This window comes from Flavobacterium sp. NPDC079362, assembly GCF_050267765.1.
Taxonomy (GTDB): Bacteria; Bacteroidota; Bacteroidia; order Flavobacteriales; family Flavobacteriaceae; genus Flavobacterium; species Flavobacterium azizsancarii.
On sequence record NZ_JBNNFM010000014.1, the window covers coordinates 105,429 to 121,364 of the forward strand.

The window sequence follows — 15,936 nt, forward strand, 5'->3', positions numbered from 1 at the left end:
CCTCTTTCAGAATCCGCAATCTTGTCATCTCGACGAAGGAGAGATCACATAAGAAACTCAGCAAAGATTGGCGAATAGCTGAACGGAAATACTAGTGTGATCTCTCCTGCGTCGAGATGACAAACTTTGTAGTTACTTCTCTGTCTATTTACTGATTCCTTAACTTAATGGCATTGACACATACCTATGTGAATTAATGTAAAGTAAAACGCCTTTTTTTAAGCAAACAAAAGCTATGTTTCTATGTGTTAAAACAACTACACAGCAGTTTAGTATACTTTTTAAAACAACCTTATAACCTGAGTACGATTAATCATTTCAAAATTATTAATCATGCTCATATTTTTTTGGAAATAGAATCAAATTTGCATAAAAAGTAAATTTTCTATTTAGTTTTATTAATATTGTTTATATATACTTAAAATAAAAGTTAATTTGCAAATTGAATCTCCGGAATGAAGTTGATCAATACTACTATGAAATGAAAAATATCAAATATATTCTTGCATGCTATTTTGTATTCATAAATTGCCTTTTATCTCAAGGTAAATTTGATAATTACCAATTTAGAAGCATACAGGAAACTACTTCAAAACGCGCCATAACTTCGATTATTCAGGATAAAAACGGTTTTATTTGGATAGGCACAAACGGCACGGGTTTATATCGGTATGATGGCGTAAATTATTTTGGGTACGAGTACAATAAAAAGCCCGGTTCGCTAAACAGCAACTTTATTTATGCCACCTTTCTTGATGCTGATAATAATTTATGGATTGGTACTGACGATGGGTTATGCCTGTACAACAGGGATTTAGACAATTTTACTAAAATCAATATCGAGGATGTCATTACAAAAGGCTACGACGAACCCATTACCGTAAAAACAATTATTCAGGATAATAACGGCAATTTAATCCTTGGCACCTATGGTTTTGGATTATTCAGACTTAATATAAAGACATTACAAGCTAGTTTAGTACAATCAAAGGTGCTTAAGAAATTTGATTTATTAATAAAATCTTCAGTAAAAAATAAACAGGGAATTGTTTATTTAGGAACTAATTATGGTCTTTTAGAACTTGATTTAAACGGAAAAGTCAAACAGGTTTATAAAGACAAATTCAAAAGAGAACCATTATTAGATGATATCGAAAATCTTGTTATCGATAAATATGGATATATATGGCTGGGAACAACAGAAAATGGCCTGATCAAAATTAAACCTGAAACAGATAATTACCAATTTGAAAATTATGCTATTACCAAAAACAAAATCTTATCTATTATAGAAAGCAGTCAGGATTACATCATTTGTGGTACAGAAAATGACGGATTGCTGGTTGTCAATTATAAAGGACAAGTACTGCAAAAATACCTGCACAGTAAATACAATGACTTCAGCTTAAAATCGAACTCGGTTTGGTCCTTATACGAAGACAAAGAAAAACGTCTTTGGTTAGGTTATTTTAATAAAGGACTGGGTGTATTTGATAAACCCAATAACAAATTCAATTCGCTTGAATCACTTGTAAACAATGATAATTCATTACAAACAAGTTACGTAACTTCAGTCATAAAAGATAAAAAGGGGAATCTATTAATCAGTAATGAAGGCGGCGGACTTGATATTTATAATCTTAGTAATAAAAGTTATATTCACGTAAACAAAAACAATCAAAACTACTATTCAGGTTTAGATGCTGTTGATATTCAGACCATCTTTATAGACAGCAAGCAAAATATCTGGATAGGAAGCTGGGATCGTGGTATCTACTTTTTGAAAAATGGCACTACCCGATTTGTAAACTACAATACAGTAAACACGACAGGATTAAAATCGAATCGGATTTTTAGTTTTTCAGAAGATTCAAAAGGCAGGATCTGGATTGGGACTTTTATAAAAGGACTGCATTATTTTGACAATAAAAGCAACACATTTGTGCATTGCGATTCTAAAGATTTTACAGATAATTCTATAGACAAAGCCTTTATTCGTAAAGTTTTTGTAGACTCTGATGACATTTTATGGGTTGGAACAATCCTGGGATTATACCAAGTTAGCTTAAAAGAAGAATCCGGTTTTAAAGTGACCAAAATGCGGGATGCCATGTTCAAGGACAAAACGAAGTACAACAGCATTCAGACTATTTTGTCTATTTATGAGTCTAATGATAAAACAATATGGATAGGAACAGATGGCGAAGGATTATTTAATTACAATAAAAAAACAAAGAAATTTTCAAATTATAATGACTTCCCAGGTTTTAAAGAAAAATCTGTTCGTGCTATAATTGCTGACAACAATGGCTCTTTGTGGATAAGCGGCGGATCAGGATTGACCAAACTCGATTTTAAAAATAAAAAAAGCACCAATTTCAACAAAGATGATGGTCTAGTTGATAATGATTTTAATAATAATGCGGTCTTTAAGGACGGAAACGGAGAACTGTATTTTGGCAGTTACGAAGGAGTAAATTATTTTAATCCTAACGAAATCAAAAAAGCAGAAAAAGCGCCAAGGTTATATTTTAGTGATTTCAAACTATTCAATCGATCTGTAAAACCCAATGAAGATGCTTCGCCCTTAATCAAAGTAATTGCTCAGACCAAAGAAATCACGCTCGATCATACACAATCTGTTTTTACTATTGAATATGTGGGAATTAACTATAATTATTCTAAGAAAAACCAATACGCGTATTATCTTGAAGGTTTTGAAAAAGACTGGAATTATGTAGGAAATAACAGAACGGCAACTTACACCAATCTTGCTCCCGGCAATTATGTTTTTAAAGCAAAATCAGCCAATGCAGATGGTTCCTGGAGCAATGATCAATTAGAACTAAAAATAAAAATCCTGCCGCCTTGGTGGAAAACCATTTGGGCGTACTTGTTATACACTTCTATTTTGGTGTTTCTGATTATATACTTTAATAAAATTTATCAAAATCGTTTTAAAGCGGGACAAGCCATCATTTTAGAAAAAGAAAAAAGTATCCAGTCAGAGAAACTAAACAATAAAAAATTACAGTTTTTCACGAATATCTCGCATGAATTCAGAACCCCATTAACGCTGATTATTAATCCGCTGGAAGATATTTTAAGAAGCAAAAATCTATCTCCTGAAATACATAATAAATTAAAAATTGTTCATAAAAGTTCAGATAGGCTTTCGAGGTTAATCAATGAACTTATGGATTTTAATAAATTAGAGTTTAATAAAATTTCGCTGCAAGCCAGAAAAATTGAAGTAGTAGCATTTACGCAGGGAATTATTGGCTATTTTGATGAAGAAGCCGCTGCCAGAAATATTACTATAAATTTTGAGTCCAAATTTGATGAGCTTGAAGACTGGCTAGATCCAAAAATGCTGGAAAAAATACTCTTTAATATTATTTCGAATGCCTTTAAATTTACTCCGGACAATGGTTCAATTACTATTGCTATAGATAAATCAGATCCAGATAATTCGCTGCTCATTAACGGAAATAAAGTTCCCTCATTTTCTATAACCATTACAGATACGGGTTCCGGAATTCACAAAAAAGATCTAAAAAGAATTTTTGACAGATTTTATCAGGTCAATAATGTCAATAAAGATTATTACGGCAGTACAGGAATTGGTTTAGAGGTTGTAAAAGAATTTATTGAGTTACATAAGGGGAAAATTAATGTTGAAAGTAAGATAGAAGAAGGTACAAAATTCACGGTGACATTTCCGTTAGGTAAATCTTTTTATAAGAAAAGCGAAATAGTGGATGCTGTTTTTAAAGTTGAAAAAAGTAAAAACAAATTTCTGTCTGAATCTTTTAATAATGAATCAGACGACAATGAAAGTACAAATCAAATCGCAGAAAATGATGTTGTCGAAACCACAAAACCCTACACTATTTTGATTGTTGAAGACAATCCTGAATTAAGAAATTATCTAAAACACGAACTCAGCAAATTATACAAAGTTATTGTTGCCGAAAACGGTCAAAAAGGCTATGAACTTGCTGTTCAGAAATTACCGGATTTAATCATTACAGATGTTATTATGCCCGTAATGGATGGGTTGCAATTGTGCAAAAACATCAAAGGAGATCTAAAAACAAGTCATATTCCGTTATTAATGCTCTCGGCAAAAGCAATGGTAAAAGACAGATTAGAAGGCATCGATTCCGGCGCAGATATGTATTTGAGCAAACCATTTGAACTGGATATTTTAAAATCGAGTTTGGCACAGCTTATTACAAGCAGGCAAATCATGTTTAAGAAATTTTACAGCGGAATCACAAAAGACGGGAAAGAAAAAACAACTTCGCTGGATAATGATTTCATTCAAAAAATCCTTGCATTTATAAACGAAAATATCAGCGAACCTGAATTGAGTGTAGAATTATTATCTTCTAAAATTTTCCTGAGCAGAAGTCAATTGTATCGAAAAATAAAAACATTAACAGGTGTTTCAGTCAATGAGTTTATTAGAAATGTTCGACTGGAAAAAGCCAAACAACTGATCGAGAAAGGAAACAATAATATTAATGAAATAAGCTATAAAGTTGGGTTTACTTCTCCCTCCTATTTTACGAAATGTTATAAAATTAAATACGGGTATTTGCCTACGCATGAAAAAAGAATAAAAGAATAAGACGTTAAAAAAACAATCTACTGAAAGCAAAATCCAGCTAAAAGAGCTTCAATTTTTAAAAATTGAAGCTCTTTTTTTTGTAAGTCAATTTTTTCAATAATTAGTCTTTCCTATTCAAATCAATATTCACATATAAAAAATATTCTGCTCATTTTTTGAACATAAAATATTTTTAAAGCTAAAAACTTAGCAAATACTTGACAAGCTGTTCAAATGTCATAGTAGTCTCTTTTCTTGCCAATAGTGCATTTACAGCTTTTTTTGCATCAAATGTTGTACAATATGCTTCATCCGTTCTATAATAGCAGACCGCTACATTTTACTTTCGTTAAGAAATATTTAAGAAATAATACTGCTTGTCATTCCCTCATAATTCGCTTGACAAAAGAGGTTACTATTTAATATTTTGAAATAAAAACTAACTAATTATCAAAACTTAACGACCAAATTTTATGCAGAAAAAAACATTAAAAAAACTATTGTGTTTAATAGTATGTATGTGGGGAAATTTTTTCTTCGCACAAACTGTTAAAGGAAAAGTAACATCAGGCGGAATGGGCTTGCCGGGTGTTAGTGTAATAGTACAAGGAACAAAAAATGCAACCTCCACTGATTTTGACGGTGGTTTTGTATTAAACAATGTAGAACCAAAATCTATATTGACTTTTAGTTATATCGGGTACAAAAATGTATCCCTGCCAGCGGATACAAAATCTGTAATGCAGGTTGCTATGATCAATGATCTGGAAAAACTAAATGAAGTAGTGGTTATTGGTTACGGAACTTCAAAAAGGAAAGATATTAATGGCGCCATTTCTTCTATTAAAGCATCAGAAATTCAGGACAAACCTTTTACTTCTATCGATCAGGCTCTTGTAGGTAAAGCTGCAGGTGTAAATGTAACACAAAATTCAGGTACGCCAGGAGGTGGAATCTCGGTTCAGATTAGGGGAATTACTTCGATCAATGGTAACGAACCTTTGTATGTTATTGACGGAACTCCGGTTTTTGCGGATAAAAACAATGATTCATTTTCGTTTGGCGCATTAGGCGGTGGAAACGGTCAAACAAAAAATTCAGCTTTATCCAGTTTGAATATTTCGGATATTGAATCTATTGATATCTTAAAAGATGCATCTTCTACAGCAATTTACGGGGCAAATGGTGCAAACGGTGTTGTTTTGATTACAACCAAAAAAGGAAAAAAAGGAAAATCGACTTTTGCCTATGAAACGTATTTGGGAACTCAGGAAGTGACAAATCATGTTGATGTTTTGAATTTACCACAATATGCAGCGTATCAGGCTAAAATTTTCAAACTAAATGGCGAGCCTGTTCCTTATCAATACCAAAAGCCAAATTTATTAGGTAAAGGAACCAACTGGCAGGATGAACTTTTTAGAACCGCAACAATGTACAATCATCAGTTGTCATTCTCCGGTGAAAAAGACGGAACAAGATATTATACTTCTTTGAATTATTTTGATCAGGAAGGTGTTGTTCTAAACTCCGATTTCAACAGAATGTCTATGCGATTAAATGTAGACTCGAATGTAAAATCGTGGTTAAAAATTGGCAACAATATGTCATTGAGCAGGTCCTCTCAAAAAGTAGTCCGTAACGATGATCGTGGCGGTTTAGTGATGAATTCGCTCAGACAATCTCCAGAATTACCGGTAAGATATGCTGATGGTTCTTATGCTGGTCCTGCAAGCGGTATAGGTTCCTCTGCAAATGAAGCAACAAACCCAATTGCTTTGGCCGAATACAATAATGCAAAAACAGAACGATATAAAGTCAACGGAAATTTCTTTGCTGATTTTACGCTTATAAAAGGATTGGTTTTTAGAAGTGAATTGGGATATGACTTAAATTTTGCAAAAAGCAGTTCTTTTGCACCTGCTTATACTTTAGGAACTGTATCTGAACTTTTAAATAAATCATTCAAACAACAGGATCAAAGTTATTACTGGAGCCTTAAAAATTATTTGACTTACAATAAAACCATTAACGAAAAACACAGCTTTACCTTTTTGCTAGGTCAGGAAGCGCAGGAAAGTCGCTACGAATATTTGAGCGGTTACAGAAGCGGGGATTTTTTAAGCAAAGATTTTCCTAACTTAAATATAGGTGATATTGATACCGCAGTAAACGGAAATGGTTCCGGAAGATGGTCGATGACTTCTTATATTTCGAGATTAAACTATAGTTTTTCTGATCGCTATTCTTTTTCGGCTTCTTTAAGAGCAGATGCTTCGTCAAACTTTGGACCTAATAATAAATGGGGTTATTTCCCTTCATTTGCCGCAGGTTGGACAGTGAGTAACGAAAAGTTTTTTGAGCCTTTATCAAATACTGTAAATTATTTAAAATTCAGAGCAGGTTACGGTTCAGTAGGTAACCAAAATATTCCGGCAAACAGATACCAGACCATTTTATCGCTAACGGCGTCTCCGTTTGGCGGTGTATCGCCAACGATTGATAATTTAGGGAACCCGGATATTAAATGGGAATCATTGAAATCGTTTAACGTTGGTTTTGAATTAGGAATGTTTAATAACAGGGTAAAATTAGATTTTGATTATTATGTCAAAAAATCTTCTGATTTCCTGACCAAACAAATCAATGATGAATCAAATCAAAGTGCCCTTAATTATTATTTGAATACAGGTGAAATTCAAACAAAAGGAGTTGAATTTACCTTGAATACAAGAAATATTATTACAGAGAATTTTACATGGGACAGTACGATTATTTTATCAAAATATAATAACGAACTTACTAGTTTTCAAGGAGCAGGAAAAGCTTTATTGGGCAAAGTACAGTTCGATTTATACAACGTAACCAGAACTACAGAAGGACAGCCGGTTGGTCAGTTTTACGGATATGTAACTGATGGATTATTTAAAAATGCTGCCGAGTTAGCTGCAGGACCAATTCAGGAAACAGGAACAGGAATTGGCGATATCCGTTTTAAAGATCTTAATGGCGACGGAAAAATTGATGCTAAAGATCAAACAGCTTTAGGAAGTGCAATTCCGGATTTTACGTATTCATTGACCAATAACTTCAAATACAAAAACCTTAGTTTATCTGTTGTTTTAACCGGAAGCCAAGGCAATGAAATCTACAACTTTACCCGTCATTATACTGATGGAATTTATCCCGGATTTGGAGATCGATATGCAAATGTGACCACTCAGGCTTTAAATGCTTTTGAAGCGGGAGTAAACGAAAATACAGATGTGCCAAGAATTACCCTAAACGATCCAAACGGAAACGGCAGAATCTCGAACAGATTTGTTGAAGATGGTTCTTATCTAAGAATCCAGAATGTATCGTTGAGCTACGATTTACCAAAACAAATATTCGAAAAATCAATTATTACAAAAGTGAGATTGTATGTCAATGTTCAAAACTTATATACCTGGACAAAATACTCCGGTTTTGATCCTGCTTTAGGAAATTTAGATCAAAATATAACATTGAGCGGTATTGATTTAGGAAGATATCCAGTACCAAGAACTACTTCTGTAGGTTTGAATTTAGAATTCTAAAATTGAGATAAAACACAATTAACTTAATGATTCATAGTCATTAAAATAAAAATAATAGTTATGAAAAAATTCCTAAAACTTTTTCTGATGGTAATGCTGATACCATTGCTTTCTTTGTTTTCCTGTTCTGATGAATTTTTGGATGCTCCATCTGAAAATCAATTAACACCGGCCGATTTACCGGAAGGCGTTACGGCTTTTGATGGTATTGCCGAGAGTTTATATTTTAAGCCCTGGTTTACTTTTAATGATAAATTCCTGATTGCCGTTGGCGATATGTATGCCGGAAACGCTTTTACATTCGATGGTGCTTATGCTCAGTTTAAAGATGCTCAGGTAACCTCACAAAATCCAATCCTGACAGAAGGATATGTTTCGTTGTTTTCGGTGATCGATCAATCGAATAATTTAATGAGTCTGGTTGAAGACAGAAAAAGCGAATTGCCGGAAGCATCCTATAAAAATTCGATCGCCATCTCACGATTTATGCGAGCAAATGCCTATTTCTATTTGGTAAGAACTTTTGGAGCCGTGCCAATTATTAGCAAAGCAGGAACCGCCGCTCAGCCAAAAAGAAATCTTGTTGCAGATGTTTATAAATTTATAAAACAAGATTTAGAATATGCTATCGAAAACTTGCCTGATACTTCGGTAAAAAAAGGATATGTAACTAAAACGGTGGCAATGGGAATTCTTGCAAAAGTTCATTTGACTTTAAAAGAATACACAGAATGTGCAGATTTGACCCAGAAAATTATGGGAAAACAATATTCGTTAATTCAGGATTACGGCAACTTATTTAGCAGCCCTGAAAACAATAACAGTCCCGAAAGTATGTTTGCCTTGCAATGGAAAGCTATTGCTACCGAATGGGGAACTCAAAATACAAATCAGGCCTATATCGTTCCCGGAGGTACAGGAATAACTGGCGGTGGCGACGGTTGGGGAGTTCACCTGCCTTCTATTTCATTGCAAAGTGATTTTGAACCAAAGGATACCCGAAAAAAGAGCACGATCATGACCGATGGCGACTTTTATCCTGAATTATTAAAAAATAAAGGAGGTTTCACGTATAAAAAAATCCTCTCTTCGACAGGAGCCAATTTCAGAAAATACATTGTAGGTTCTGCAGCAGAAAGAAACGATGTTTTCTTTATGAAGACTTCACAAAACACGATTATACTACGATATTCAGATGTTTTATTAATGCATGCCGAAGCGATTTTGGCCGGAGCGCCTTCTACAACTAATGCATCTGCATTAAGCGCGTTTAACGAAGTGAGAACAAGAGCAGGATTATCAACTAAAACAATACTTACCAGAGATGAGTTGTTTAAGGAAAGAAGAATTGAATTTGCCCTTGAAGGACAATATTTCTTCGATTTAAAACGCCGCGGTCTGGCCGAAGCAACAGCAATTATCTCAAATCAGGAAGTTGGTTTTTATTCTGATGATGCCAGAACCCAATTGATTTCTGTAAAGATCACTCCGGGAAGCAATTATTTTGAACTGCCATTACCGCAATCTGCTATTGATACTAATCCATCATTACTAGAACCTCCTGTTCCTTATAACTTTAATTAATTTATACTATGATTAATAAAATAAAATATACAATTATAATTCTTTTGGCATTTGCTTCTTTCACGGCTTGTCAAAACGATGACGCAGTTACCGCAAATGTAGATGCAATGGTTGCAGAACCGGGCGATTTACTCAACCAAACCTTTCCTCTAACTAAAATAAGAGTCGAAGGAACAGGATTAACAGGATTGAAAAAAATCACGCTCGATAATAAAATTGATATCAGTTTCAATCCCAACTATAACTCAGATAAAGCGTTTATTTTCACCATTCCTTTTGATGAAAAATTAGGAAGCAGATTTGGCGTACAACCCATCACATTTGTAACAGCATCCGGATCAGTAACTAAAAATATTGAGATTTTACAACCCGTTCCTACTATTACAAAAACAATTCCGGCTGTAGCAACTCCGGGTTTTCCACTGGAAATACAAGGCACATGGTTTTATAATGTTTCTTCGATAACCTTAGGAGGTAAATCACTCAGTTATTCTGTCAATTCATCTTCATCCATTATTATTGGTTTACCTGCGGATGCAGTTTCCGGATCAGAATTAGTAATTAGTACACCAGGAGGTTCAGCAAAAAAAACAATAGAATTTGCAACATCAATTCTTGTGTCTGATTTTGACGGAGCTGGTACAAGACGCGATTGGAGTGCGTATGGTGATATGGATAGTTTTAATGCAAATACCACAGGCGGACCAACTGGTAATTATGCCGCATTATCATGGGTTGGTTCAACTGCCAATGGTTACAATGGAAGCAGTGCCGGTGGCGGAGCTAGTTTTCTAAGCGCAGCTAATAACGATGCAACAAAAGCTTTTATAGATATTGATGTAAGCGGGAATGTTGCAGGCGCTCAATTTGCCATTCAATTGAATACCATTGATGGAAAAGATTACGGTTATAATTTTAAAATAACCGATGTTAACTGGACTACAAAAACAATATCAATAGCTGATTTTAAAGACAATTATGGTTTTGGTTCGAATTCAGCCGCTACATTAGATCCTTCTAAAATCAATGAAATTAAAGTTGGAATTGCGCAAGGAGATACACCAAATCCAAGCGTAATAAAATTTGATAATATTAAAATTCGCTACCAATAATTAATGGTTTTGTGTTTTAATTTTTAAAACTAAAAAAGAGGCTGTTTTTAAAAGCAGTCTCTTTTTACTACAGTAGAGCTATGAAATATTGAACACGAATTTGCACAAATTATAAATGGGTCATTTTAGTTTGTGAAATTAATATCACGAACGAATTAGTGTCAATTCGTGCAATTCGTGTTTCTTTTTCACTTGTGCTCTTATATAAACTATAAATACAAGTAATTGCATGAATAATGCTAATACTTTAAAATAAAAAACAATATGAAAAATAAAATTTTACTTGTGCTCACCAGCCTTGTCTTTTTTTTAAACTCTTGTTCAAAAGATGACAATGTAATGGCCAATACTTTAGAATTGCCTGTTGCAAACGCACCAAAAGATGTAAACGATGCTAGTTTCAGAGCAAAATGGAATTACGTTTCTAATGCTAAAAGCTATCTTTTGGATGTTTCTACCAGCGAAAATTTCGCCACTTTTGTATCTAATTACAATGCAAAACCAGTAACTGATTTAAACGAAGTTGTCATTGGTTTAGATGGCGGCACACAATATTTTTATAGAGTCAGAGCCAAAAACGAGACAGAAATTTCGGCGTATTCAAATGTTATTTCTGTGGTAACTACAGGTACAAGCAGTATTCCTGAAGATCCTGCTTTTCTAAAAGTAAAAGCCAATAAAGTCACCAATCCGTTTTTTGTAGGTATGGCGGTAAAAGCTTCACAATTGACTGCCGGAAGTCCGTATGATGTTATTTTGAAAAATGAATTCAGCAGTATTTCTGCCGAATATGAAATGAAAATGGATCAAATTTCTACTGCAAGTGGTGTTTACAACTGGACTGTAGCAGATAAAATTGTCGCTTATGGAAATGCAAATGCTATCAATGTTCACGGTCATGCTTTGGTATGGCATAATTCGGTTCCTAAATGGTTACAGGATTTTGCAGGAACTGATGCTGAATTTACGACAGAAGTAAAAAAATACATTACAGATGTGGTTACGCATTATGCAGGAAAAGTAAAATCCTGGGATGTGGTAAATGAAGCTGCAGACGATAATGGCGGTAACATGAGAAATACTATTTTCCTTAAACGAATGGGACCTAATTACATCAAAGACTGTTTTCAATGGGCTAGAAATGCGGCAACTGCTGCAGGCGATACCAACTTGTTATTGTTTTATAATGATTATGCAACTTCAACTAATATCGCAAAACAAGACCGGGTTTTTACCATTACAGATGATTTAAAAGCAAGTAATCTTATTGATGGTCTTGGTTTTCAAATGCACAATACGTATTTAAGCCCAACCAAAGCTCAAATAGAAACTGATCTTAACAGAGCAGTAGCAAAAGGATTGAAAATTCACGTTTCTGAATTGGATATTCAAGTAAATCAATCGAATGACATTGCTGCTTTTACAAATGAAAGAAGACTGGCGCAAAAAGAAAAATACAAAGAGATCGTGAAAATTTATAATGCCCTTCCTAAAGCTAATAAATATGCTTTAACGGTTTGGGGAATGAAGGATAATGAATCCTGGATTCCGTACAGTACAGAACTAAACCACGCAGGAAATGACTGGCCTTTATTGTATGATGCAAATTTTGCCATCAAAAGCTCCCATACAGGATTTCTTGAAGGTTTAGATTAAATATAAATCTATAATGAACACGAATTTCATGAATTAACACTAATTTTTAAGGGTATTAACCTGGTTTGCGAAATTAATTTCACAAACTAATTAGTGACAATTCGTGTAATTCGTGTTTATATTAAAATCTATAAGAAACATAAATTACACGAATCAGTACTAATTTAAAAAGGTAGACCCCGTTTGTGAAATTATTTTTCACAAACCAATTAGTGATAATTCGTGCAATTCGTGTTTGTATTTTAAATAGGTCTTTTGTAGACTGTTACATCATCAACCCACATCATTACAGTTGTAAATAAGTTTATTTTATTAGGATCTATAAAATTAGAATCTTTTGATCCCACATTGACATTAAAAATAATCGAATGCTTCCCGAAATTATTTAAATTAAGGTTCGATACACCACTATTTGTATAGGTTGAAACAGTCACATTATCTACCTTGATTGTTACTGTTACTATATTATCTTTCATCTTCCAGAAAGATTCGTATAAATGCCATCCTCCATTTCCGTTAATATCAAAATTAGCAGGATAATTTCTTTCGGCTGAGTTTCCTAATTGGTTATTTCCCGTAGAAGTTCCGTAAAAAATATTCGAAGTATAACGGCTTGCGTTAGGCGCAAAAGAATATCCTTCCAGAATATCAATTTCTCCCTGTGTTGGCCAGGCATTTCCCTGAACCGACCAAAAAGCGGGCCACGCGCCATAAGTTTCTGTAAAAGACTTGTAAGTTCCACCGTCCATGGCTATTAATTTAATATTAGCAGAAAGCATATATTCCGTATTGTTTTCTGGTTTGTATTGGTAATTAGACGTAATAAAACCAGATTGATATTTGTACGTGCTTAATTTTGTGGTCTTGATTTCTAAACATTGTTTTCCATCTCGCCATTGCGTGGTGGGCACAGAACTATAATAGTCACAATACCAGGAATTGTAATCCGCTCGTTGTTCTTTTGTCCATTGTGAGAGACTGGAACCTACATCAAATGTATCTTCAAATTGTTTTACCCAGGGCGCACCGGCCACTTTGTTCGTACTGCCTTTTGTAGTTGCAATTGCGTTTGCCAATTGATTCTCTGCTGCAGGTGTTGCATTATCTGAGCAGGATGCAAATCCTAAAACACACGTTAGTGTTAATGATAACAGACTTAATTTTTTCATCGTTTTTTGTGGTTAAATTTATAATTATAGTAAAGTATTTATTCGGATTTATGATTATAAAAGTAAGTTTATATATACAAAAAAAATATCCCATTTGATGCAAAACATATCATAAATGATGTACGCAGGTATTAAATATTGAGAAACTGATAAGATTAGAAGAAGACACAATGGATTAATATAATCTACAATTCAATTAAAATTAAAATAAGAGTGATGTGTTTTAAAAGTGGATTTTCCCCATAAAAAAAGTCCTAATGAAAATGAGGACTTTTTAATATAATTTAAATCAGAAATATTATAAACAATAGATTACTTCACTTTACATTCATAAACATAGCCACCACCGCACGAAAAATAAATTTATCATTCAAAATTGTTATTCCCGAAATCCCTGCTTTGCCTTTTATTTTCTTTTCAATCATCACTTCACCATTATTTTTGTTTAGAACGAATAATTCGGGTTTAACCAAGTTTGAAGCGCCTGATCCTGCCTATTGAGTTCAGCACGGTTATGCTGTTTGTAATCCTGACGCCCGCGGAATTGCACATAGTGAAGGCGATATAACCATGATTGGTTCTCAGTAAGCAGAAGATTGTTATGATCTTATAGAATGGCTGACAGTACAAGATTGGTCCAACCAAAAAACAGCCTTATCAGGAACTTCATATTAGCGTTTTCACAATGGTTTATTGCTGCAGGTCAACCACCACATCTTACTTGTATAAGTCCAACGGAAGGTTTGCAGGATGCTTATCGTGATTTAGCTTATATTGGCGGGATTCCTGATCCAAATTTCCTTCACCGTCTGCAGATAAATCATGTAAGCGCAACCGAAGCAAAACGCGAAGATATGACTGTCGAAATGGAAGCTTACCCTTTAGCAGATGCTGAATTGTGGAAAGACAAAGTTGCCGATGTTTCTAAAATTACCGTGCCTACTTATGTTGTGGCAAGTTACTCGAATACATTGCATACAATGGGAACTTTCCGCTCATGGCGTTCTATTGGTTCTAAAGAAAAATGGTTGCGTATTCATGATACTCAGGAATGCCCTGATTATTACAATGCTGAATTTACTGAGGAACTACGTAAGTTTTTTGATTATTATTTGTTAGGAAAACAAAATGGATGGGAGAAAACACCCACTGTACGTTATTCAATTTTGGATTTTCAGGCTAACAACAAAACAGGGCTTATTGCTGAAACTTTTCCTCCTAGAGAGTCCCAATTACAGCGCTATTACTTCAGCGGCAGAACAAGAACTTTACAATTAAATGCCGATGATAATGAATTGCCATTATGCTATTTTCCTGAGGCTTTGCCTTGCCGTGTATCGTTCCACACTGTTTTTGAAAAAGAAACTACTTTTATTGGTTATCCAAAAGTAAAACTCTTTATGGAAGCAGAAAACACCGATGATATGGATGTATTTGTATGGGTACAGAAAATTGACAAATTAGGCAATGTACTGAGCGAATTTGTAGTACCTAACCGCAATGCCGCTTTACAGGATTTTACTCAGGACGGAGCGTCTGCCAGACATTTAGATCCAATCCTTTCTACTGATGAAATTTCCGCATACAGTTTTGACCGCGCAGAAAAGCTTTCAGGAAAAGAAATCGTAGAATTGAATATTGTACTTAGTCCTATTGGTATGACATATAACGAAGGAGATACTCTGCGTGTGATGATAAGCAGTAAAGACGAAATTGGTTCTGTGATGCCGGGGACTCCAGGTTGTATCACCAATAACAAAGGCGTTCATATTTTGCACACAGGTGGCAAATATGTAGAGGAGTCAGGGTTTAAAAATTTTAATATCCTTTTAAATACTATAACAGTTAATTACCAATCAACCTTAAACTATTTTGATAATAGAAGTACAAATACTTCAGCAGAATCTTTTAATGCTAAAGTAAAAGCGTTTAGAAGTCAAATTAGAGGAGTGCGTAAAGTAGATTTCTTCTTATTCAGATTATCTAATCTTTTTGGTTAATCCCCAACTTTTGCGTTTGATCCTAATCTTTTTGCCTAATCCCCAACTTTTGCGTTTGATCCGTTTTCGTGTTGATCCCGACAGACCCCGATAGCTATCGGGGCTCGCCTATAACCCCAGTATTTTGTAAAACAAAAAACCCTGTTTCGCTAGAAACAGGGTTTTCAAAAGAAAGGCGACGACATACTCTCCCACATAACTGCAGTACCATCTGCGCAGGCG

Annotated in this window: 8 protein-coding genes; 7 read left to right on the top strand and 1 reads right to left on the bottom strand. The window is 34.2% G+C overall.

The window, feature by feature from the left end; all coding sequences use genetic code 11:
* The first annotated feature begins 481 nt into the window (after window positions 1–481).
* The 5 genes from ACQKCJ_RS13830 to ACQKCJ_RS13850 all read left to right on the top strand — a co-directional run bounded on the left by ACQKCJ_RS13830 (window position 482) and on the right by ACQKCJ_RS13850 (window position 12,545).
* A complete protein-coding gene (locus ACQKCJ_RS13830) occupies window positions 482–4,636 on the top strand; it encodes a two-component regulator propeller domain-containing protein (protein WP_427402215.1) in 4,155 nt (1,384 codons plus the stop codon).
* Between the two features lie 452 nt (window positions 4,637–5,088).
* Window positions 5,089–8,193 carry a SusC/RagA family TonB-linked outer membrane protein gene (locus ACQKCJ_RS13835; protein WP_271336640.1) on the top strand — a complete coding sequence of 1,035 codons (3,105 nt, stop codon included), beginning with the start codon at window positions 5,089–5,091 and terminating at the stop codon, window positions 8,191–8,193.
* 60 nt (window positions 8,194–8,253) lie between these two features.
* Window positions 8,254–9,777, top strand: a complete 1,524-nt coding sequence (locus ACQKCJ_RS13840) for a RagB/SusD family nutrient uptake outer membrane protein (protein WP_271336639.1) — start codon at window positions 8,254–8,256, stop codon at window positions 9,775–9,777.
* A gap of 8 nt (window positions 9,778–9,785) precedes the next feature.
* Window positions 9,786–10,889: a hypothetical protein gene (locus ACQKCJ_RS13845; RefSeq protein ID WP_271336638.1), complete on the top strand. Its 1,104-nt coding sequence runs from the start codon at window positions 9,786–9,788 to the stop codon at window positions 10,887–10,889.
* Window positions 10,890–11,153: 264 nt separating this feature from the next.
* Window positions 11,154–12,545, top strand: coding sequence for an endo-1,4-beta-xylanase (locus tag ACQKCJ_RS13850; protein ID WP_427402216.1), 1,392 nt, complete (start codon window positions 11,154–11,156; stop codon window positions 12,543–12,545).
* 242 nt (window positions 12,546–12,787) lie between these two features.
* On the opposite strand, the gene ACQKCJ_RS13855 is transcribed toward ACQKCJ_RS13850, so the two are convergent.
* The gene (locus ACQKCJ_RS13855) at window positions 12,788–13,714 is read right to left on the bottom strand and encodes a glycoside hydrolase family 16 protein (RefSeq protein WP_427402217.1); all 927 of its coding nucleotides are present in this window, start codon (window positions 13,712–13,714) and stop codon (window positions 12,788–12,790) included.
* 618 nt (window positions 13,715–14,332) lie between these two features.
* Between ACQKCJ_RS13855 and ACQKCJ_RS13860 the strand changes: the two genes are divergently transcribed.
* Both ACQKCJ_RS13860 and ACQKCJ_RS13865 read left to right on the top strand, forming a co-directional pair.
* On the top strand, window positions 14,333–14,389 hold the full coding sequence (locus ACQKCJ_RS13860; RefSeq protein ID WP_427402219.1) for a hypothetical protein: 57 nt from the start codon (window positions 14,333–14,335) through the stop codon (window positions 14,387–14,389).
* The gene (locus ACQKCJ_RS13865) at window positions 14,383–15,714 is read left to right on the top strand and encodes a CocE/NonD family hydrolase C-terminal non-catalytic domain-containing protein (protein WP_427402220.1); all 1,332 of its coding nucleotides are present in this window, start codon (window positions 14,383–14,385) and stop codon (window positions 15,712–15,714) included. Before ACQKCJ_RS13860 ends, ACQKCJ_RS13865 begins: the two co-directional genes overlap by 7 nt.
* The last annotated feature ends 222 nt before the right edge of the window (window positions 15,715–15,936 follow it).

Bases quoted from the DNA above. Each gene is read 5' to 3' on its own strand.
- ACQKCJ_RS13840 (WP_271336639.1), top strand. From the start codon at position 8,254: ATGAAAAAATTCCTAAAACTTTTTCTGATGGTAATGCTGATACCATTG.
- ACQKCJ_RS13830 (WP_427402215.1), top strand. From the start codon at position 482: ATGAAAAATATCAAATATATTCTTGCATGCTATTTTGTATTCATAAAT.
- ACQKCJ_RS13835 (WP_271336640.1), top strand. From the start codon at position 5,089: ATGCAGAAAAAAACATTAAAAAAACTATTGTGTTTAATAGTATGTATG.
- ACQKCJ_RS13845 (WP_271336638.1), top strand. From the start codon at position 9,786: ATGATTAATAAAATAAAATATACAATTATAATTCTTTTGGCATTTGCT.
- ACQKCJ_RS13850 (WP_427402216.1), top strand. From the start codon at position 11,154: ATGAAAAATAAAATTTTACTTGTGCTCACCAGCCTTGTCTTTTTTTTA.
- ACQKCJ_RS13855 (WP_427402217.1), bottom strand. From the start codon at position 13,714: ATGAAAAAATTAAGTCTGTTATCATTAACACTAACGTGTGTTTTAGGA.